Below are 20,132 nucleotides of genomic sequence, written 5' to 3'. Positions count from 1 at the left end.
CCATGATAAGCAAGGCGCGGCGCGGCCTCCAAGGGCGGCGGCGGGCCGCTTGGTAACACCTTGTCACGCCGCCCGGGGAACGGGGCGGCGCCGCGGGCGGTCGGAAATCCGGTCTATCCCCATACAGGAGTATCGACCTTGAACCATGCCCCGATCCTGCTGGCCGCGCTGCTCAGCCTGCCGGCCATGGCCAGTCAACAGCCAACGCTGTACGGTCGCTACGAGCTGATCGAACTGCCCGAGCTGGGCCAGACCCTCAAGGCCAAGCTGGACACCGGCGCCATGACCGCCTCGCTGTCGGCCAAGGACATCCAGCGCTTCCAGCGCGACGGCGAGGACTGGGTGCGCTTTCGCCTGGCGGTGGACGGCGCCGAGGAGCGTGTCCATGAGCACCCGCTGGTGCGCATCGCCGAGATCAAGGCGCGCAGCGAGGAGCTGGCCGGCCAGCCGCTGAAGACGGCGGCGGCCTCGCAGCGCCCGGTGATCGAGCTGCCGGTGTGCCTGGGCGAGGAGCAGCGCACCATCGAGGTCAACCTCACCGACCGCAGCACCTTCAACTACCCCCTGCTGATCGGCGCCAGCGCCCTGCGCGATTTCGGCGCGGCGGTGAACCCCGCCGAACGCTACACCCGCGAGCGTCCCCAATGCTGAGTTAATTGTCGCATTTCGGAAAAGGCTGATGCCCATTGGCCATTACACTCGTCGAGAGCGCCCAGTAACGACTTCCTTGCCCCAAGGGGCGTCGAGCCTAATGCCACTCAGTTGAGCGTCGATGCAGCGAACGTGTAGGAGCGGCGCCCCGCCGCGAACCTCGGCGGAGCGGACTCGAAAAGCTTCGCCCCGGGGCGGGGCTCCTACGAACGGCTGCTTTGGCAGCCTCATCTGATCGGAATTAGCGTCGGGCCTGCTTTTTGCTATGTGCAATTCTTTGCCAGGCCTGTAGGCCCTTTAGGTCGTTGAGGTGTCGCGATGACTGGAGTACTCAAACCGGGTGTGCGGCTGCTGGAGCGGTTCAGCTTTGCGCGCAAGTTTCAGCTGGTGTTCCTGCTGTTCGCCCTGCCGCTGGGCTACGCCCTGTGGGTGATCGGCAGCGACTACCTGGGTCGCCTGCAGGCCATCGACCACGAGCTGGAAGGCGCGCAGGCGCTGCAGTCCATGGCCCTGGTGCAGCGCGAGCTGATCGCCCAGCGCAGCCTGCTGGCGCGCTGGAAGGGCACCGACAGCGCCGCCGAGGGCCTGTTGCGTCAGCGCGAGGCGCAGCTCGACGAGGCCCTGCAGCAGGCTGCCGCGCCACTGCAGAGCGCGCTGATCGGCGCCCAGGCGCGCGAGCATTTCCAGGCGCTGCAGGGCGAACGCGCTGGGCTTCAGGCGCAGGCCCTGGCCCGCGTGGCGTTACCGGATGCGCTGGAGCGTTACCAGAAGACCCTGCTGCACCTGCTCGCCCTGCGCGAGCAGGTAGCCACCGACAGCGGCCTGATCCTCGACCCGCGCCTGGCCACCTACCTGATGATGGAGCAGCTCACCTACATCCTGCCGCGCCTGCTCGAGCAGCTCGGCAGCTTCGCCGCCCAGGGCCATGGCGCGGTGGTGTCGCAGCATTTCACCCTGCAGAGCCGGGTGCTGATCCGCGACCTGCGCCGCGGCCTCGACGAGCAGCGCGCGCAGCTGATCAAGGCGCAGAGCACCCTGCAGCGCGAGGCGCCGCAGGCCATGCGCCAGCTCAGTGGTCCCTTCGAGGCGGCACTGGCTGGCTTCGACCAGTTCCTCGCGCAGATCGACCGCGACATGTTCGAGGCCAGCCCCATGGCGCTCACCCCCGAGCAGTTCGTGCAGCGCGTCGAGGCCCTGGAGGCGCAGCTGCAGGGGCTGCAGCAGGCGGTCTACGACCAGTTCGCCGCCAGCCTGGGGCAGCATCGCCAGCGTGCGCTGCTGACCATGGTCGAGGTGATCGGCGCCTTCGTCCTGCTCACCCTGCTGGCGCTGTACGTGCTGCTGTGCCTCAACGCCTCGATCCGCCGCAGCACCGCCGGCATCATCGAGGCCGCCGAGAGCCTGCGCGACGGCGACCTGCGCGTGCGCATGCAGGTGCACGGCGCCGACGACCTGGCCGCCATCGCCGAGGCGCTGAACAGCGCCGTGGCGCAGCTGCGCGACTCGCTGCAGGGCGTCGGCCGCGAGAGTCGCCAGCTCGACGGCACGGTGCAGCTGCTCGGCGGCCAGGCCCGCGACGCGCTGGAGGCGGTGGAGCAGCAGCAGGCGCAGATGAGCCAGATCGCCACCGCCGCCACGCAGATGGCGGCCACCGCGCAGAGCGTGGCGCAGAGCTGCGAGCAGGCCGCGGTGGAGGCGCAGCAGACCCGCGAGGTGGCGCTGGGCAGCAACCAGCGCAGCGAACGCACCAGCGCCAGCATGCGCCAACTCAGCAACCGCCTGGGCGACAGCGCCGCGGCGCTGCAGCAGCTGCGCGAGCAGACCCAGCAGATCAACCGGGTGGTGGAGGTGATCAAGGGCATCGCCGAGCAGACCAACCTGCTCGCGCTCAACGCGGCGATCGAGGCGGCGCGCGCCGGCGAACAGGGCCGCGGTTTCGCCGTGGTCGCCGACGAGGTGCGCTCGCTGTCCAAGCGCACCCAGGATTCCACCCAGGAAATCGCCCAGACGGTGGATAACCTGCAGCGCGTGGTCGGCCAGTCGGTGAGCCTGATGGAGGAGGCCTGCAGCCAGGCCGACGGCGATATCGGCAGCGTGCTGGCCATGGGCGACGACCTGCAGGCCATAGTCGAGTCGGTGCAGCGGGTCAGCGACCGCCTGGCGCAGATCGCCACCGCCGCCGAGCAGCAGGCCGCCACCGCCGACGAGGTCAGCGGCAATATCCAGCAGGTCGACCAGGCCGCCGGCCAGCTGCTCGACGGCGCCCAGGCGGTGAGCAGCGCCGCCGAACAGCTGCGCCGCGGCAGCGAGGGATTGGCGCAGAACACCGGACGTTTCCAGCTCGGTTAGCGCCGTTGCGCAGAAAACCGCCAGCCCGGCGCAGCCCCCGTGGCGCCGGGCCTAGCGGCGAGCATCCCGAGCTTATCCACAGCGCCGTCCCCAGTATCTGTGCATAGCCAAGGCCCCTAGGGTGCGCCGTGCGCACCACCTGTGATCAACCCGGCGCCACCCGCGCCGTACAGAAATCGCACAATCGCCCGCAGCCCCCGGCTGGTGCCGCCTGCAGCGGATTACTCCAAGGTTATCAACAACTTGGCCCCCAGCTTCTGTGGGTTTGTGAACACTCGTAGGGTGCGCCGCGCGCACCGCTCGGTTGGCGCACGACTCACTGCCGCACAGAAATCAGCCAGCCGCCGCCGAGCCAGACGCCGCCTGGCCCGGCGCCAACTGCTCCAAGCTTATCCACAGCGCCATCCCCAGTTTCTGTGCATCGATTGCACCGCCTTGACGGGCTGTTCGGGCTGGCGCAGTCTGCCGGCCGTGACCGCCCACGAGCAGGACGCCCGATGCCGCAGATACTGATAGTCGAAGACGAAGCCGCGATTGCCGACACCCTGGTCTACGCGCTGCAGGCCGAAGGCTTCGCCACCCGCTGGGTGACGCTGGCCGGCGAGGCACTGGGATTGCTGGAACACCAGGCCTTCGACCTGGCGATACTCGACGTCGGCCTGCCGGATATCAGCGGCTTCGAGGCCTGCAAGCGGCTGCGGCGCTTCTCCGAGGTGCCGGTGATCTTCCTCACCGCGCGCAGCGAGGAGATCGACCGCGTGGTGGGTCTGGAGATCGGCGCCGACGACTACGTGGTCAAGCCGTTCAGCCCGCGCGAGGTGGCCGCCAGGGTCAAGGCCATCCTCAAACGCATGGCGCCACGCGCCGCCGCACCTGTGGATAACGTCGCGACCGGGCCCTTTCACCTCGACCTGGCGCGCTACCAGATCCATTTCCACGGCCAGCCCCTGGCCCTGACCCGCCACGAGTTCCGCCTGCTGCAGACCCTGCTGGCCCAGCCGCGGCGGGTGTTCTCCCGCGAGCAACTGCTCGACGCCCTCGGCGTGGCCAGCGAGGCCGGCTACGAGCGCACCATCGACAGCCATATCAAGAGCCTGCGCGCCAAGCTGCGCGCGGTGGCGGCCACCGCCGAGCCGATCCAGACCCACCGCGGCCTGGGTTACAGCTGCGATCCGGAGGGCTGAACCATGCCCTTGGGCGTGCGCATTTTCCTCGTCTACTTCCTCTTCGTCGGCCTGGCCGGCTGGTTCGTGCTGAGCACGGTGATGGACGAGATTCGCCCCGGCGTACGCCAGAGCACCGAGGAAACCCTGGTCGACACCGCCAACCTGCTGGCGGAGATCCTGCGTGACGAGGTCAAGGCCGGCAACCTGGGCCAGGGCCGGCTGCACGAGGCGTTGGAGGCCTACGGCCGGCGCCAGCCCGGAGCGAATATCTGGGGCGTGAGCAAGGCCGAGGTCAACCACCGCATCTACGTCACCGACGCCAACGGCATCGTCCTGCTCGACTCCAGCGGCCAGGCGGTCGGCCAGGACTACTCGCGCTGGAACGACGTGCTGCTGACCCTGCGTGGCGAGTACGGCGCACGCTCGACCAAGGAAGACCCCAGCGATCCGGACTCCTCGGTGATGTACGTGGCGGCGCCGATCAAGGACGGCGAGCGGATCATCGGCGTGGTCTCGGTGGCCAAGCCCAACCGCAGCCTGCAGCCCTATATCGAACGCTCGCAGACCCGCCTGGGCTGGCTCGGCGCCGGGCTGATCGGCCTCGGCCTGCTGATCGGCGCGGCGCTGTCCTGGTGGCTCAGCGCGGCGCTGGGCAAGCTGACCCGCTACGCCCAGGCGGTCAGCGAGGGCCGCCGCGCCGAGGCGCCGCAGGTACGTGGCGGCGAGCTGGGCCAACTGGCCGTGGCGGTGGAGCGCATGCGCACCGAACTGGAGGGCAAGGCCTACGTCGAGCGCTACGTGCACACCCTGACCCACGAACTGAAGAGCCCGCTGGCCGCCATCCGCGGCGCCGCCGAACTGCTCGACGGCGACATGCCTGCCGAGCAGCGCCAGCGCTTCTTGGCCAATATCCAGCAGGAAAGCGCGCGCCTGCAGCAACTGATCGAGCGCCTGCTGCACCTGGCCCAGGTGGAACAGCGCCAGGGCCTGGAGGAGCGAGTGACGCTGCCGCTGGCGGCGCTGGTCGACGAACTGCTGCAGGCGCAGCAGGCGCGCATCCTCGCCGCCGAGCTGCGGGTCGAGCAGGCCGTGCCGGCGCACCTGAACCTGCGCGGCGAACGCTTTCTGCTGCGCCAGGCGCTGGCCAACCTGCTCGACAACGCCCTGGACTTCACCCCGCCCGGCGGCACGATCTGCATCGCCGCCGAGCGCCAGGGCGAGCGGGTGTGGCTGCGCCTGTTCAACCAGGGCCAGGCGATTCCCGACTATGCCCTGGCGCGCCTGACCGAACGCTTCTACTCCCTGCCGCGCCCCGGCAGCGGCCGCAAGAGCACCGGCCTGGGCCTCAACTTCGTCCAGGAAGTGGCCGAGCTGCATGGCGGCGAGCTGCATATCGGCAATGTCGAGGGTGGGGTGGAGGTGTGCCTGACTCTGCCTAGTGGGTAGGAGCCAGCATGCTGGCGAGGTTTCGCCCGAATATATAGTTGCGCCGATAGGGAATTATCCCGCCAACAACTCATGCTCTGGCAAAATCGCCCCCAGTTTTTCGATCGCACCGTCTTTACGGTGCGACGCTGCATACAAGGTGCGAATGGGACGGCCCGTCATGAAGAACACTAATATCTCAACGAACTAAAGAGTAAACGCTGGAACGCCGCCGACAGCCAGCGAAGAACTGGCTAAGCAGGCCGTGACCTAACTATGCTTGCCAAGCCCAACTCTATCACCCAAGGATGAATTGATGATCCCAGCATGGAACCTGTCCGGTGTATTGCCGCCGATTCACCCCGGCGAGGCCGGGCATAGCGCGAACCGCTCACCTTATCGGGCGGCCTTGGTCGAGGTGGTCGAAGGTTTTTCCGGCTCCGCACAGCGCGTATCTATCCTTCAGGGGTTGCTGGACTATCGAGCTGCTTTGCATGCCTTGGGGATTGTCCATGGTTTCCAGTGGCTGGATGGTAGCTTTATGGAGCATGTGGAGGTGCTGGAGTCCCGCCCGCCGCGGGATATGGATGTGGTGACCTTCTTCCATCTCCCAGCCAATGAAACCCAGTCCAGTTTGGCATCCAAGGCCGCACACCTGTTTATCCCTGAGCAGACCAAGGGAACCTATCAACTGGATGCCTACCCCTGCATCCTCGGTCAGCCCACCGAGCCGCACCATGTGCAGCAGATTTCCTATTGGTACAGCATGTGGTCGCACCGGCGTAATGGCGTATGGAAGGGGTTTGTGCAGGTGGATCTGGCACCAGAGGAAGATCAGGCGGCAAGGCGTATCCTTGAACTGGTACAGAGCGGAGGGGCCACGTCATGAGTTACGACGAATACTTGGCTATCGCTGGCGAGATCGATCAACTGCAAGCGCTGTTGGCGGAGATTCCCCGGGAGAACGTGCTTGAGCGCATGGGCCTTGAGGCGCGCCTAGCTTCTGCGCAGCAGATGATCGAGGGGATTGCTTCCGATCTCTTGATACATAAGGCTCGGTTGACCTTCCGTGGCCGGCCGGTGCTAGGTAGCCATGGCATTGCTGCGGATTTTGCCGGCAAGGCCGCTGGTGCCTTTTCCGATGCGGTGGCGGCTGTGGCGGCCGGCATCGGCGAGAGTTTGCGTTATATGGGGCCCATTCCGGACAAAAGCAAAAATCAGCTGCTGATTACCGGAACGGCCATAGGCTCGTTCGGTTTCGAGTTCGAGCTACCCAAACCGCAAGACCACGACCTGTTTCCCGAGCCGAGCAAGGCAGAGGATGCGCTGGGGAAAATTCAGGCACTGATGCGTCAAGCCGCCCAGGGCACGGATGATGAAGTTGCCGAACTGGTCGAGGAGATTCATCCACGGGCAGTGCGCAAGGTCGCCGATTTTCTGGGCTATCTGCTGCAACAGGACGCCTGGTGTGGTCTTGAGTTCAAGAACCAGTATTTTCGCTTTCAGGATATGAACCAGCTCAAGCTGTCTGCCACACGCTTGCAGGAAGACAATATCCACGAAACCGAGGAGGAATATCGGGGCGAGTTCCAGGGTGTATTGCCCGCCAGTAGAACCTTCGAGTTCAAATTGGGCGATCAGGCCGGGGTTCTGAAAGGGAAGGTCGATACGGCTGTTGAGGATCCTGATCTGCTCAACCGCGAATGGTTGCACAAGCCAGTCCGGATTAAGTTGAACGTTATCCAGGTAGGGCAAGGACGACCGCGCTTCACGTTGCTGTCACTTGATGCGCTACAGCCATTGGCTTCAGGAGACTAGCCACCAGTCCTGTGCCGGATTAGTGCCCCCGATCAACCTGGGCCATGCATATGGCTGTCTCGAACAAGGAACCCGCCGCCATGGCCTCCCCGGATAAACAGAAAAAGCGTGCCCAGCGGGCCAAAGCCAAGGCCAAGCAGAACCGCATGGGCAAGCCCAAGGCCAATGTGGTGCATCCGCTGCTGGCCAACCCGCTGATCGACGAGCCGTTCGACGATGTCGCCATCGACCTGAGCACCTTCGACTTCAAGGACATCGAGGAGAACGGTTTCGACCCGGCGGACTTCGACGACCTGTTCCAGGCGATGCGGGTCGGCGAGGGCATCAGCCTGCTGGCGCTGTGTCTGGTGTTCCTGCAATACCCGGTGCTGGAGCTGGTGGTCGCCGAGGAGGCGGAAGATGCGGCCACCGACTTTATGATGGGCCTGCTGATCGTCTATCGCGGGATCTTCCACGATGAGGACGAGGACGCGGCGGTGGAATGGATCGGCAGCGACGCCTTCCAGACGGCCTACAACGAAGCCTCGTTGATCCTGCAGCAGAAGCACGCTCGCCGCACCCCGGGCAGCCGCGTCTAGCAGGCCGTTGAAAAACGTAGGCGAGGCAGCCAGTGCAAGGCAAAAACAGGCGAAAAAGCGCAGTTTACGAGTTGTAAATGAGCATTTTGAGCCTGTTTTTAACGCCGCAATGGCAACGCAGGTAGTTTTTCAACAGCCTGCTAGCCGCACGGCGAGCAACGGCCTGGCCCTGCGCTTCCCGCCCGTCGAATTACCTGACTGAAACCTTGGAGCGGGGTTTTGTTTCAGATTTGTATCTACTGATTCGATTGTTTAGATTGTTTATTTGCGCTTTTTTATCAAATTCGTGCGAGTAGCATAGGTTCCGTAGCCACCTTCCAGCCCGCCCCGGAGCCCGACCATGAAAAAGCACATCCTCGCCAGCCTCGTTATCGCCGCCCTGTCCGCCAGTGCCTTCGCCTTGCCGCAGTCTTCCGTTCAATCCGGCGCTGCGCCGCTGGTGGCCGAAGGCGGCGCCGACCGCGTAGGCGTCAATCGCATCGCCGCCGATGGTGCGGATCGCGTCGGTGTGAATCGCATTGCCGCCGATGGTGCGGATCGCGTCGGTGTGAATCGCATCGCCGCCGATGGTGCGGATCGCGTCGGTGCCAATCGTATCGCCGCCGATGGCGCGGATCGTGTCGGTGCCAATCGTATCGCCGCCGACGGTGCGGATCGCGTCGGTGCCAATCGTATCGCCGCCGATGGTGCGGATCGTGTCGGTGCCAATCGTGTCGCCGCCGACGGTGCGGATCGCGTCGGTGCCAATCGTGTCGCCGCCGATGGCGCGGATCGCGTCGGCGCCAGCCGTATCGGCTGATGCCGCCTCGCTCAGGTTTCGACTGAAGGCGCCCGCTCGGGCGCCTTCGTCGTTTCCGCCGGCAGGCGCATGGCCTCGACTTGCCACCAGCTCGGCAGCAGGTCGCGCACTTGCGGGCGGGCGAAGCGGTCGTCGATCAGGTAGAGCACGCCTTCGTCCTCGGTGGTGCGGATCACTCGGCCGGCGGCCTGCACCACCTTCTGCAGGCCGGGGTAGAGATAGGTGTAGTCGTAACCGTTGCCGAACAGCGCGTGCATGCGCTGGCGGATTTCCTCGTTGATCGGGTTGACTTGGGCCAGGCCGAGGGTGGCGACGAAGGCGCCGATCAGGCGTTCGCCGGGCAGGTCGACGCCTTCGCCGAATACCCCGCCGAGCACGGCGAAGCCGATGCCGCGCCCGCCGACCTGGAAACGCTCGAGAAAACCCTGGCGCGCCGCCTCGTCCATCTGCCGCGACTGCACCCACACGGGAATCTCGGGATGCTCGCGGGCCAGCAGTTCCAGCACCTGTTGCAGGTACTGGTAGCTGCTGAAGAAGGCCAGGTAGTTGCCGGGGCGTTCGCCGTACTGGCGGGCGATCAGCCGGCAGATCGGCGCCAGCGAGGCCTCGCGGTCGCGGTAGCGGGTCGACAGGTTGCGCACCGCGCGCACCTGCAACTGCTCGGCGCTGAAGGGCGAGTCGACGTCCAGGCACTGGGTCTCTTCGGGCAGGCCGAGCAGGTCGAGGTAGTAGTGGCTGGGGCTGAGGGTGGCGGAGAACAGCGTGGCGCTGTGCGCGTCCTCGAAGCGCGGGCCGAGGAAGGGTGCCGGCAGCACGTTGCGGATGCACAGGGTCGAGTAGCTGCGGCCGTTGCCAGCCTCGACGCGGCTGATATCGAACAGCGAGTGCGGGCCGAAGCTTTCCGCCAGGCGGCAGAACAGCATGGCGTCGAGATAAAAGCTGAGCAGCTCGCCGGCATTGCCCTCGGGCTGGTCGGTGAGCAGATCGGTGATGGCGCTGACCGCCTTGCCCAACGCGGCCAGCAGCAGGTCCGGCGCCAGCGGATAGACCTGGTAGGGCAGCTGCTGCTCGCGGTGCAGCTGGTTCCAGTGGCGGTCGACCCGCTCCAGCACACTTTTCAGGCGCTTCGGCGCCTCACGGCACATGGCCTTGAAGCGCGCCTGATCCAGCTCGGCGCTATACATGCCGCGCCCGCGTTCGACCAGGTTGTGCGCCTCGTCCACCAGCAGGCAGACGCGCCACTGGTTGACCAGGGTCAGGCTGTGCAGCAGGGCGCCGAGGTCGAAGTAGTAGTTGTAGTCGCCCACCACCACGTCGCTCCAGCGGCACAGCTCCTGGCTCAGGTAGTAGGGGCAGATGCCGTGGGCGAGGGCGATGGCGCGCACGGTCTGCTGATCCAGCCAGCGTTCCTTCAGCGCCGCGCTGCGCGCCGCCGGCAGGCGGTCGTAGAAGCCCCTGGCCAGCGGGCAGGAGTCGCCATGGCAGGCCTTGTCCGGATGTTCGCAGGCCTTGTCGCGGGCCACGTGTTCCAGCACCCGCAGCGGCGTCTCGGGCCCCCGCAGGCGCTGCAGGGCATCCAGCGCCAGGCGCCGCCCCGGGGTCTTGGCGCTGAGGAAGAACAGGCGGTCGAGCTGCTGGCCGGGCATGGCCTTGAGCTGCGGGAACAGGGTGCCGAGGGTCTTGCCGATGCCGGTGGTGGCCTGCGCCAGCAGATGGTGGCCGTCGCGCGCGGCGCGGTACACGGCCTCGGCCAGCTGCCGCTGGCCATGGCGAAACTCGTCGTAGGGGAAGCGCAGGGCCGTCAGCGCCGCGTCGCGCGCCAGGCGATGGGCCTGTTCCTGGCGCGCCCAGTGGATATAGCGGCGGCATTGCAACTCGAAGAACTGGCGCAATGCCTCGGCGCTATGGCGCTCGCGAAACACCGTTTCCTTCTGGCTGATGATGTTGAAGTACACCACCGCCAGGTCCAGCTCATCGAGCTGCAGCGCCTGGCACAGCAGCCAGCCGTAGACCTTGACCTGCGCCCAGTGCAGCAGGCGATGGTTGGCCGGAATGCGCGCGACGTCGCCGCGGTGGGTCTTGATCTCTTCCAGCAGGCGAAACTGCGGGTCGAAGCCGTCGATGCGGCCGCTGACCCACAGTTCCTCGAACTCGCCGCTTACGGCCAACTCGGACATATAGTCGGGGCCGCGCCTGGCGACCACCGTGGCGTGCCCGGCGATGCCTTCGGCGGCGGTGGGCGAGGGGGTGAATCGCAGGTCGAGGTCGCCCTCCTTGGCGGTGAACTCGCACAGCTCGCGCACGGCGATGCGCAGGCTCAATCGCTCCACTCCACGTAGCAGACGCTGACCGGCATGCCGTGCTCGGCGCAGAACGCCAGCCAACGCTTCTGGTTGTCCTGCAGGCGGTCGCCGGGGCCCTTGACCTCGATCATCCGGTAGCGCCCTTCGCCCGGCCAGAACTGGATCAGGTCGGGCATGCCGGCGCGGTTCTCGCGGATATCGGCGAGCAGGCGGCGGAACCAGGCCGCCAGGTGCGCCGGCGGCAGGCAGGCCAGCGCCTGCTCCAGGCGCTCGGCGTCGAGCAGCTCCCAGAATACGAAGGGCGACTGGATGCCGAACTTCTCGGCATGGGTGCGGCGCATGGCCTCGACGTAGCTGCCGTCGTCCAGGCGCGCCAGGCAGGCGGCGAACAGCTCGCTGCGCCGGGCGTGGAAGTCGGCGCGGTGCAGGTCTACCGGGTCGGTATGGAAGGGGTGGAAGAAGGCGCCGGGCAGCGGGGCGAAGATCGCCTCCCAGCAGAGCAGGCCGAACAGCCCGCAGATCAGCGTGTTCTCCACGTAGTGCACCGGCGCCTCGGGCTCGGCCAGGTGCGCGCCACGGCCAGCTCGACGCTGGCGGCGCGCGGCAGGCGCAGCTCGACGCGCTCCTCGACCGGCTTCGCCGCCTTGGCCGGGGCCGGCAGGGCGAGACGCTTGCACAGGCGGGTGCGCGCCCGCTCGGCCAGTTGCGCCTCCTCGCCGTTGTGCGGCGCAGCGATGACCTGTTCAGCCAAAACCAGGGCCTCGGCGTCGCGGCCCAGGCGCTCCAGCACGCGGATCTGCCGCTGCCGTGAGCCGAGCGCGGCGCAGTCGCGGTACAGCGCCAGCGCCGACTCCAGCTCGCCGGCGCGTTCCAGCTGCTGGGCCAGGCGCAGCAGCAGACGCTGGTGGCGCTCGCCGATATGCGGGTTGTCGCTGGAAAAATCACCGAGCAGTTGCAGCACCTCGGTTACCGTCATACCCGCGTCGAAGGCGTCGCGGCAGGCGCGCAGGTGCAGGTAGTGGTCCACATCCTGGCGGCTGCGGAAGCCGCGCGAGCCCGGGGTGATCGGCACCTGCTCGTAGCGGAAGATGCCTAGGTCGGCGAGGACGAATTCCGACCAGTCCTGCGCCAGGTTGCCGAAGAACATCAGGCGCAGGCGGTCGCACAGCGGCCCGATGGCCAGGCTCAGCAGACGGTCTTCCAGGCGCGGGCACCAGTCGGCCAGGCTGCGCGGCTCGCTGTGCAGCTCGCGCAGGTGCTCGAGCAGCTCGCTCTTCTTCCGCGCGCCGCCCGGGAGGTCGGCGGCGAAATGCGCGGCCAGCTCGTCCTTGAGCAGCAGGGCGCCGAGTTCGTCGAAGTCCAGCGCGGCGTCGTCGATCAGCCAGCCCTGCGCCAATAGCGGCGCGGCCGCTGCCGCGATATCGCCGATCTCGGCATAACTGAGCTTGCTCGCGCGAAAGTGCACGCCCTTGCGCATCACCAGGCGCACCAGCAGCGCCTGGGCCGGCAGCGGCAGTTGGGCGAAGGTCGCGACGAAGGTCTGCTCGGCCTCGTCCATCAGCTCGCGGTGATGGGCGTCGAGCCAGTCGAGGGCCTTGCGGAAGTTGGCCAGGTAATAGAGTTCGGGGGCGTCGAGGGCGGGCATGGCGCGCTGCTGGGTACTGGTTTTTTGTACAGATACCAGGGTGCGCCCTGTCGCGCAACGGCGGCGGGACGGATGGGCGGCTCCCGCCTATCACTACTATGTCCATGATCGATAAGAAATTTTCCGGGTATCGATGGCGTCGATGGTCGCTATCGAGACATGTCCCTTTTGCCAAATTGGGGCGTGCGTAACATGGGCCCCGTAGCCACTTTCCAGCCCCACCCAGGAGCCCGATCATGAAAAAGCACATCCTCGCCAGCCTCGTTATTGCCAGCCTGTCCGCCGGTGCGTTCGCCCTGCCGCAGGTCTCCGTCGAGCAGTCCAACGCCCCGGCGGTTGCCGCCGACGGTGCCGACCGCGTAGGCGTCAACCGTATCGCCGCCGATGGCGCCGACCGTGTAGGCGTCAACCGCATCGCTGCCGACGGCGCCGACCGCGTAGGCGTCAACCGCATCGCTGCCGACGGCGCCGACCGCGTAGGCGTCAACCGCATCGCCGCCGACGGTGCCGACCGCGTAGGCGTCAACCGCATCGCTGCCGACGGTGCCGACCGCGTAGGTGTCAACCGCATCGCCGCCGACGGCGCCGACCGCGTGGGTGTCAACCGCATCGCCGCCGACGGTGCCGACCGCGTGGGTGTCAACCGCATCGCTGCCGACGGCGCCGACCGCGTAGGTATCAACCGCATCGCCTGACCCGCCAACCCTTCTGGCGGGAGCAGTTCGATGCCGCACAGCAGCAGTTAACCAGGGCGCCCGCACTCGGCGCCCTGATGCTTTTCCGCTTTCTCCACGCAATCTCCACGTTCCACCCATAAAGCCCCCACCTGCGCGGCCCAGGCTCTGCCGTACCTTCACTCGCTACGGAGAGCCGCGCCATGAGCCGCACCCTGAGCTTCAAGCTGGGCGCCATCGCCCTGTTGATCCTGTTGTTGCTGATTCCCCTGCTGATGATCGACGGCCTGGTCGACGAACGTCAGAACCTGCGCCACCAGGTGCTGCAGGACATCGCCCGCAGCTCCAGCTACCGCCAGCAGATCACCGGGCCGATCCTGGTGCTGCCCTATGTCAAGACCACCCAGGAGTGGCGCACCGAAAAGAGCGGCGAGCGCTTCCTGGAGGAGCGGCAGAAGCGTGGGCGCCTGTACTTCCTGCCGGAGCGCTTCGTGCTCGACGGCCAGGTGAGCACCGAGCTGCGTTCGCGCGGCATCTACCAGGCGCGCCTGTACCGCAGCGATAGCCAGGTCAGCGGCCAGTTCCGCCTGCCGCCGCGCCTGGGGCTGGGCGACGAGCTGGGTTTCTATCGCTTCGACAAGCCCTTTCTCTCCGTCGGCATCAGCGATATCCGTGGCATCGGCAACGACCTGCAGCTGCGCCTCAACGGCCAGACCCTCGGCTTCGCCCCGGGCAGCGGCGACCCCAGTTTCGGCGCCGGCGTGCATGCGCCGCTGCCGGCGCTCGACGCGCAGGGCGGGCAGCTGCTGGAGTTCGCCTTCGACCTCAAGCTGCAGGGCACCCAGCAGCTCGCCGTGGTGCCGGTGGGGCGAGACAGCCGGGTCAGCCTGAGCTCCGACTGGCCGCACCCGAGCTTCGTCGGCGAGTACCTGCCGAGCCGCCGCGAAGTCAGCGACACGGGCTTTAGCGCCGAATGGCAGACCAGCTTCTTCGCCACCAACCTGGAGGAGGCGCTGGCCGACTGCGTGGGCCGCGAGCAGTGCCACGCGCTGCTCGGGCGCAACTTCGGGGTCAGCTTCGTCGACCCGGTCGACCAGTACCTGAAGACCGACCGCGCGATCAAATACGCGCTGCTGTTTATCGCCCTGACCTTCGCCGCCTTCTTCCTCTTCGAGGTGCTCAAACGTCTGGCCGTGCACCCGGTGCAGTACGCCCTGGTGGGCCTGGCGCTGGCGCTGTTCTACCTGCTGCTGCTGTCGTTGTCCGAGCACCTGGCGTTCGCCCTGGCCTATGGCCTGTCCGCCAGCGCCTGCGTCGGCCTGATCGGCTTCTACGTCAGCTTCGTGCTGCACAGCTGGCGTCGTGGCCTGGGCTTTGGCGCCTTGCTGGCGGCGCTGTACGCCCTGCTCTACGGCCTGCTCAGCGCCGAGGACCATGCCCTGCTGATGGGTTCGCTGCTGGTGTTCGGCGTGCTCGCCAGCGTCATGGTGCTGACCCGCAAGCTGGACTGGTACGGCGTCGGCCGCACTGCTCCGCACGCCTGAATCCGATCGGCGCGGCGTGGGCCGCGCCCCTTCTCTGGAGCTGATCCCATGCGTCTGTTTATGCAGTTTTCCGCCTGCCTGGCCCTGGCCCTGGGCCTGGTGGTGGCGCTGATGATCCTCGTCGGCCTGATGTTCGCTGGCTGGTTCGACCTGATCGACGGCCTGCTGCTGACCGGCAAGCCGCTGGCTCACTTGAGCCTGATGCTGTTGCCGGAGGGTTTCTGGAATGCCTTGAGCGGCCTGCCGGATGCGGCCAACAACGCCACGCTGCGCTCCTTCCTGGCGCTCTGCGCGGCGCTGGGCCAGGTCGGCCTGCTGCTGGCGCTGGGCTTTATGCGCCTGTGGTACCGGGTATGAGTCGGCATATCGGCTTGCGCGAGGACGCGCGCGTCGGGCGTCGCCTGGCGCAGCGGATCGCGGCGCTGTTTGCGCCGCGTGAAGCCGCGGGAAATCCGGCGGGTTGCACCCGCCCTACGCGGTCGAGATCGTAGGGTGCGCTGTGCGCACCGCTGGCAACCGGGTTTTTTGTCCTTGCTTGGGGCCACCGAAGCCCCGCTTGACCACCATACCCACCGTCGGCAAGCGGAGGCCTGGTGCGCACAGCGCACCCTACGAAGCGAATACCGAGCCAGCGGCGCCAGGGTTTAGCGCCGCTTTTCCTGCGGCAGAACGAATACCGCCACGCTCAGCCCGGGCACCTGGAACTGGCCGTTCTCCACCTTGGCCTGGCGGATGCGGGCGTCGCTGGAGTCGCGTTGCACCGGGTGCAGGCGATGGCCGGGTTGGGCGCCGGGCAGGCTGATCGGCTCGGCGCCGACGTTGAACACCACCATCAGCGCCTCGTGCCGCGGATCGAGATCGCGGCCTGTGCCGCGCCCGTCGTCCAGGCTGAAGGCGATCACGCCGGGCAGCTGGCCGGGGCCGGTGTTGTGAAAGCGCAGGCGCCGGTCGATCTCGGCGGCGCTGTCGAGCTGGAACAGCGGGCTGCCGCTGCGGATGCGCAGCAGTTCGAGGAACTGCCGCCTGGCCGCGAGGATATCGGCACTGCTCGGCTTGGCGTTGGCGTCGGCGATGATCTGGCGGATCAGCGGCCAGTTCTCGCCGTCCTTGTCTTCACGTGGCAATCCTCTATTCCAGCTGTTGTCCTGGTAGGTGAAGTCCACCGCGTTGAACCAGTCGCCGGAATCGTAGCTGTCGCGCTCCATCGACTTGGAGCGGAGGATGTCCGAGCCCATGTGGATGAAGGGCACGCCCTGGCTCAACAGCGGTACGGCCAGGCCGAGCAGTTGCAGGCGCACCCGTTCGGCGCTGGAGAGGGAGGCGGGCAGCTTGTACTGGTTGATGTCCCACAGGGTCTGGTTGTCGTGCTTGGAGACGTAGTTGACGGTCTCCTGCGGATCGAGGGTATAGCCGGCCGGCTGGCCGTTGTAGTCGATCTCGGCGCCGCGCCGGCGGCTGCCATCGGCGCTCTCGAAGCGGTAGTCGCGCAGGCCGCCGGCGATGCCGACGCGGATCAGATCCTTCAGCCTGAGCAGCTCGGCCTGTTCCCCGGCGCTGCCACTATTGAGCTCGTTGGGCAGCAGGTAGAGACCGTTGGCGAAGCCCTGGAAGCGCCGCAGGCTGTCGCCGCCGTCGAACGGGCTGCCGCCACGCACGGCGTCGCGCTGGCGGTCGTTGAAGGTGCCGATACCGGTGCCGGCCATGTTGGCCTGGATGGCGTTGACGCCGCGGGCGCCATCGGCCACCTCGCCGAAGTTCCAGCCCTCGCCGTAGAGGTAGGTCTGCGGGTCGATCTGGCGCACCGCCTTGTGGGCCCTGGTCAGGTTGCTGCGCATATGGTGGCCCATCAGGTCGAAGCGAAAGCCGCCGATCTTGTAGTCGCGCGCCCAGACGCGCAGCGAGTCGATCATCAGCTTTTCCATCATCAGGTGCTCGGACGCGGTGTTGTCGCAGCAGGTGGAGCGTTCCACCGCGCCGGTTACCGGGTGACGCCTGTGGTAGTAGCCGGGCACCAGCTTGTCGAGCACCGACTGCTCGCCCAGACCCGAGGCGTGGGTGTGGTTGTAGACCACGTCCATCACCGTGGTCAGGCCCATCTCCGCCAGCGCCTGGACCATGCGGCGGAACTCGCGGATGCGCGCCACGCCCTCGGCATCGCTGGCGTAGCTGCCCTCCGGTACCGTGTAGTGGAAGGGGTCGTAACCCCAGTTGAAGGCGTCCAGCGCACGCAGGTCGGCGTATAGCGCCTGGGCGTCGCTGCTTGCCGGGTCGAAGCCCTGCAGCACCTCGCGGATGCTCCCGGCGTTGCAGTAGCCGGCCCAGTTGCGCCGGGCGCTGGCCGACAACGCGCAGAGCTTGGCGAAGGGCTCGTCCAGGTCAACGCGCTTGGCCGGGTCTTCGTCCACCGTGGCGATATCGAATACCGGCAGCAGCTGCACGTCGGTCAGCCCGGCCTTGCGCAGCTCCTGCAGGTGCTGCACGCCGCGGCTGGTGGGCTGGGTGAAGGCCAGATAGGTGCCGCGCTGGGCGGCGGGCAGCGCGCTGTCGCTGGCGCTGAAGTCGCGCACATGGGTCTCGTAGATCACCCGCGCCTCGGGCTTGGCGGCGCGCGGCGGGCGCAGGCTGTCCCAGCCGGCCGGCTTGAGGTCGGCGGCGTCCAGATCCACCACCTGAGCGTACTGACTGTTGCGCGACAGGCTGAGGGCGTAAGGGTCGCTGGTCAGGCTGGTTTCGATGCGTCCGCTGACGGGGTGATAGACGCTCACCTCGTACTGGTAGTAGGCGCGGTCCAGCTGTTTCGGTCCGCTGTAGGTCCACACGCCGTGATGCTCGCGCATCTCTTTGGGGAAGCCGGGCAGCAGGCGTTTCTTGCGGTCGAAGGCATGCAGACGCACGCGCTGGGCGCTGGGTGCCCAGAGGCGAAAGCGCACGTCATGCCTGCTCACTTCGGCGCCCAGCGGGCCGGAGTAGGCATAGAGCGCATCGAGCACGCCGGGCGTCTGCACCTGGGTGGCGCTGAGCAGGCGTTCGTCCTGGTCGTAGGCGAGCACCAGCAGCTGGCTCTTCAGCGCGCTGCGCAGGGTCTTGGCGCCGACCTCCAGGCGGTAGGCCGGCTGTTCGGCCAGATGCGGGAACCTGGCCTTGAGCGTTGCGTTGAGTCTGCCGGGGCGCAGGGCGATGGCGCGGCCACCGCTGACGCTGCGCTGCTCGCTGTCGATGCGGATATCGGCCTGCGGCGCGTAGCGCAGCTCCAGCCGCGCCGCCGCACTGCCGCCGTGCAGCACCAGGGTGAAGGGGTCGAGCCAGTGCGCGCGGGCGCCGTCGATGGCCAGCGGCGCGCCGACGATGGGCGTCGCCGACAGCTGCGCGCTACCGCTCTGGCTGAAGGCGCGCCGGCCCAGCTCGTCGAGGCGCCAGATCAGGTCGCCGCCGCCCAGGTCCTTGTCGTCGCCGCGGTGCATGATCAGGTTCAGGCAACTGGCGTCGGCGCTCAAGGGGATGCTGAACCAGGCGCCATGCTCGGCATCGACGCCGGCCGGCGCCAGCGGTCGGTCCCAGCTGGTGCCGTCGCGCACACCACTGCATTGCGGGGTGTTCCACAGGTGCAGGCCCCAGCCGGCGTAGTCGCCGTCGCTGCGCTGGTAGTACAGCAGGGCCTCGTCGGGGCCGGGCTGCAGCGACTCGGCGCCGGCCAGGGTGGAGCCTGCGAGCAGCAGGCCGAGTAGATACCGCGGCAATCTCGAATCGTGCATGGTGTGCGTCCCTGGTTGTTGTTGTGGGTACTTCTTCCAGCGAGGCGATACTGGCCAGGGCGGCCGGGTGGCACATCCTCTGTGCGGCGTTTTGCGAGGGCGTAGGGTGGGGAAGGAGCGGGGATTAATGGCGTTTCGCTGGCGTCCGGTGGGCAGCGGCCAAGGCCCGGCCTAGACTGTCGCCGCCTGGATGAATAGCAAGGAGCTCAGGGATGAAACGCATGATTTTTGCCGAATGCTGCGGCCTGCTGCTGGTCGCTGCGGCGCAGGCCGACGATTGCCGGCAGCAACTGCCTGCCTGGATCGAACAGGCCCACCCGGGCCATGCAACGGGTCAGGTGCTGCAGGACGAGCGCGGGCGCTATCGGGTGGATACCGAACAAAGCATCTGCAAGGTCTGGCCGGCGCGGCCGCAGTTGACCCTGATGGCGATGCTGCTGGTGCGTGAAGAAGAGGACGACTACGGAGACGCCGAGCTGGAAGTCCTGGTGCTCGATAGCGCCAAGCAAAGCTTCTTGGCTCGTTTGGTCGAACCCAATCGACTGGACTGGAATGCGTTCCATGTCGAGGACATGACTTTCGACACTGCGCCTTATCGTCTGCGTGGGGATGATCTGGCGTTTGGTGTGCGGATATCACGGCGCAATTCGTCACGCGCTAACCCGGCCCATGAAACGCGCCTCGATCTTTACGAGCTGGAGGCGCAGAGCCTTCGACCGCTGCTGGGTGAGCTACCGGTATTTCTGTCCTGGGGTGAGTGGGATACCAGCTGCACAGGCGCGTTCAGCGAAACCAAGGGTGTGGTCATCATCACCGACCGCGTCGGTAACCAGGGGTATCGCAAGCTGTTGCTCAAGGACACTCGTGTCGAACGGCGCATGGCGCTGATCGACGGCGAATGTCGGACGGTCGAGGAGAGCACTCATCGTTATCAGTTGCCCATCGAATACGGCGATGAACGCTATCTGTTGCCGATCGAACTGGTTTCAGACCCTCTCTGAAGGCAGTAGGCGGCTTGGAAGGTGCGTTTTTTCTTCTACAGTTTCAGCGTTTGCCCTGAGTGCCCGAAACCTCGCGATGCGGCTAATACCAATGTCTATCTGTCGGTCTTGGCTGGCCTGCTGCTAGTTTGAAGCTGCATCAGAATAACAATAACCGGAGGCGTCTATGACTTCTGAAAAAGCAAATGCCGCGGCCTACTGGAAGGCCAATGTGCGGCTCATCACCTGGAGCCTGATCGTCTGGGCGCTGGTGTCCTACGGCTTCGCCATGATTCTCCGACCCCTGCTCGCGGGCATCATGGTCGGCGGCGCGGACCTCGGATTCTGGTTCGCCCAGCAGGGCTCCATTCTCGTATTTATCGGCCTCATTTTTCACTACGCGTGGAGACTGAACAGACTCGATAAAGAATTCGGCGTCGAGGAGTAA

The 20,132-nt window shown here is 66.7% G+C and carries 15 protein-coding genes and 1 pseudogene; 13 read left to right on the top strand and 3 right to left on the bottom strand.

Features of this window, described 5'->3' with window-relative positions; genetic code table 11:
- Nucleotides 1-186 precede the first annotated feature (186 nt).
- From ACIGKL_RS12225 to ACIGKL_RS12190, 8 genes are all read left to right on the top strand, one after another.
- On the top strand, nucleotides 187-651 hold the full coding sequence (locus ACIGKL_RS12225; RefSeq protein ID WP_397487463.1) for an ATP-dependent zinc protease: 465 nt from the start codon (nucleotides 187-189) through the stop codon (nucleotides 649-651).
- 318 nt (nucleotides 652-969) lie between these two features.
- A complete protein-coding gene (locus tag ACIGKL_RS12220) occupies nucleotides 970-3,000 on the top strand; it encodes a methyl-accepting chemotaxis protein (RefSeq protein ID WP_397486911.1) in 2,031 nt (676 codons plus the stop codon).
- A gap of 497 nt (nucleotides 3,001-3,497) precedes the next feature.
- A complete protein-coding gene (gene creB / locus ACIGKL_RS12215) occupies nucleotides 3,498-4,184 on the top strand; it encodes a two-component system response regulator CreB (protein WP_397486910.1) in 687 nt (228 codons plus the stop codon).
- A gap of 3 nt (nucleotides 4,185-4,187) precedes the next feature.
- A complete protein-coding gene (creC, locus tag ACIGKL_RS12210; protein WP_397486909.1) occupies nucleotides 4,188-5,612 on the top strand; it encodes a two-component system sensor histidine kinase CreC in 1,425 nt (474 codons plus the stop codon).
- A 295-nt stretch (nucleotides 5,613-5,907) separates the two neighbouring features.
- Nucleotides 5,908-6,480, top strand: coding sequence for a DUF6932 family protein (locus ACIGKL_RS12205; protein WP_397486908.1), 573 nt, complete (start codon nucleotides 5,908-5,910; stop codon nucleotides 6,478-6,480).
- The gene (locus tag ACIGKL_RS12200) at nucleotides 6,477-7,409 is read left to right on the top strand and encodes a hypothetical protein (protein ID WP_397486907.1); all 933 of its coding nucleotides are present in this window, start codon (nucleotides 6,477-6,479) and stop codon (nucleotides 7,407-7,409) included. The genes ACIGKL_RS12205 and ACIGKL_RS12200 overlap by 4 nt, the downstream gene beginning before the upstream one ends.
- An 80-nt stretch (nucleotides 7,410-7,489) precedes the next feature.
- The gene (locus ACIGKL_RS12195; RefSeq protein ID WP_397486906.1) at nucleotides 7,490-7,987 is read left to right on the top strand and encodes a hypothetical protein; all 498 of its coding nucleotides are present in this window, start codon (nucleotides 7,490-7,492) and stop codon (nucleotides 7,985-7,987) included.
- A gap of 340 nt (nucleotides 7,988-8,327) precedes the next feature.
- Nucleotides 8,328-8,786: a phage infection protein gene (locus tag ACIGKL_RS12190; protein WP_397486905.1), complete on the top strand. Its 459-nt coding sequence runs from the start codon at nucleotides 8,328-8,330 to the stop codon at nucleotides 8,784-8,786.
- An 11-nt stretch (nucleotides 8,787-8,797) separates the two neighbouring features.
- Here the strand turns inward: ACIGKL_RS12190 and ACIGKL_RS12185 are convergent, their stop codons facing one another.
- Both ACIGKL_RS12185 and ACIGKL_RS12180 read right to left on the bottom strand, forming a co-directional pair.
- A complete protein-coding gene (locus ACIGKL_RS12185; RefSeq protein ID WP_397486904.1) occupies nucleotides 8,798-11,107 on the bottom strand; it encodes an ATP-dependent DNA helicase in 2,310 nt (769 codons plus the stop codon).
- Nucleotides 11,104-12,734: pseudogene (locus tag ACIGKL_RS12180) on the bottom strand (VRR-NUC domain-containing protein). Before ACIGKL_RS12180 ends, ACIGKL_RS12185 begins: the two are co-directional and overlap by 4 nt.
- Nucleotides 12,735-12,970: 236 nt before the next feature.
- Between ACIGKL_RS12180 and ACIGKL_RS12175 the strand changes: the two are divergent.
- From ACIGKL_RS12175 to ACIGKL_RS12165, 3 genes are all read left to right on the top strand, one after another.
- On the top strand, nucleotides 12,971-13,429 hold the full coding sequence (locus tag ACIGKL_RS12175) for a phage infection protein (RefSeq protein ID WP_397486903.1): 459 nt from the start codon (nucleotides 12,971-12,973) through the stop codon (nucleotides 13,427-13,429).
- 182 nt (nucleotides 13,430-13,611) lie between these two features.
- Complete coding sequence (gene creD, locus ACIGKL_RS12170) at nucleotides 13,612-14,952, top strand: cell envelope integrity protein CreD (protein WP_397486902.1); 1,341 nt, start codon at nucleotides 13,612-13,614, stop codon at nucleotides 14,950-14,952.
- A 48-nt stretch (nucleotides 14,953-15,000) separates the two neighbouring features.
- Entirely contained in the window at nucleotides 15,001-15,309 is a 309-nt protein-coding gene (locus ACIGKL_RS12165) for a hypothetical protein (RefSeq protein WP_397486901.1), read from the top strand.
- A 287-nt stretch (nucleotides 15,310-15,596) separates the two neighbouring features.
- On the opposite strand, the gene pulA is transcribed toward ACIGKL_RS12165, so the two are convergent.
- Entirely contained in the window at nucleotides 15,597-18,704 is a 3,108-nt protein-coding gene (pulA, locus tag ACIGKL_RS12160) for a pullulanase-type alpha-1,6-glucosidase (protein WP_397486900.1), read from the bottom strand.
- A 212-nt stretch (nucleotides 18,705-18,916) separates the two neighbouring features.
- Between pulA and ACIGKL_RS12155 the strand changes: the two genes are divergently transcribed.
- Complete coding sequence (locus tag ACIGKL_RS12155) at nucleotides 18,917-19,705, top strand: hypothetical protein (RefSeq protein WP_397486899.1); 789 nt, start codon at nucleotides 18,917-18,919, stop codon at nucleotides 19,703-19,705.
- A gap of 166 nt (nucleotides 19,706-19,871) precedes the next feature.
- Nucleotides 19,872-20,132 (top strand): DUF4212 domain-containing protein, encoded by a 261-nt coding sequence (locus ACIGKL_RS12150; RefSeq protein ID WP_397486898.1) that lies wholly within the window; start codon nucleotides 19,872-19,874, stop codon nucleotides 20,130-20,132.

The sequence above is a fragment of the Pseudomonas sp. NPDC077186 genome (assembly GCF_044543505.1).
GTDB lineage: Bacteria > Pseudomonadota > Gammaproteobacteria > Pseudomonadales > Pseudomonadaceae > Aquipseudomonas.
This window is presented reverse-complemented; position numbering and strand designations above follow the sequence as displayed.

Excerpts from the sequence above, each read along its gene's own strand:
- ACIGKL_RS12150 (WP_397486898.1), top strand. The coding sequence starts at position 19,872 with ATGACTTCTGAAAAAGCAAATGCCGCGGCCTACTGGAAGGCCAATGTG.
- ACIGKL_RS12220 (WP_397486911.1), top strand. The coding sequence starts at position 970 with ATGACTGGAGTACTCAAACCGGGTGTGCGGCTGCTGGAGCGGTTCAGC.
- creD (WP_397486902.1), top strand. The coding sequence starts at position 13,612 with ATGAGCCGCACCCTGAGCTTCAAGCTGGGCGCCATCGCCCTGTTGATC.
- ACIGKL_RS12205 (WP_397486908.1), top strand. The coding sequence starts at position 5,908 with ATGATCCCAGCATGGAACCTGTCCGGTGTATTGCCGCCGATTCACCCC.
- ACIGKL_RS12225 (WP_397487463.1), top strand. The coding sequence starts at position 187 with ATGGCCAGTCAACAGCCAACGCTGTACGGTCGCTACGAGCTGATCGAA.
- creB (WP_397486910.1), top strand. The coding sequence starts at position 3,498 with ATGCCGCAGATACTGATAGTCGAAGACGAAGCCGCGATTGCCGACACC.
- ACIGKL_RS12200 (WP_397486907.1), top strand. The coding sequence starts at position 6,477 with ATGAGTTACGACGAATACTTGGCTATCGCTGGCGAGATCGATCAACTG.
- pulA (WP_397486900.1), bottom strand. The coding sequence starts at position 18,704 with ATGCACGATTCGAGATTGCCGCGGTATCTACTCGGCCTGCTGCTCGCA.
- ACIGKL_RS12165 (WP_397486901.1), top strand. The coding sequence starts at position 15,001 with ATGCGTCTGTTTATGCAGTTTTCCGCCTGCCTGGCCCTGGCCCTGGGC.
- creC (WP_397486909.1), top strand. The coding sequence starts at position 4,188 with ATGCCCTTGGGCGTGCGCATTTTCCTCGTCTACTTCCTCTTCGTCGGC.
- ACIGKL_RS12190 (WP_397486905.1), top strand. The coding sequence starts at position 8,328 with ATGAAAAAGCACATCCTCGCCAGCCTCGTTATCGCCGCCCTGTCCGCC.
- ACIGKL_RS12155 (WP_397486899.1), top strand. The coding sequence starts at position 18,917 with ATGAAACGCATGATTTTTGCCGAATGCTGCGGCCTGCTGCTGGTCGCT.
- ACIGKL_RS12195 (WP_397486906.1), top strand. The coding sequence starts at position 7,490 with ATGGCCTCCCCGGATAAACAGAAAAAGCGTGCCCAGCGGGCCAAAGCC.
- ACIGKL_RS12175 (WP_397486903.1), top strand. The coding sequence starts at position 12,971 with ATGAAAAAGCACATCCTCGCCAGCCTCGTTATTGCCAGCCTGTCCGCC.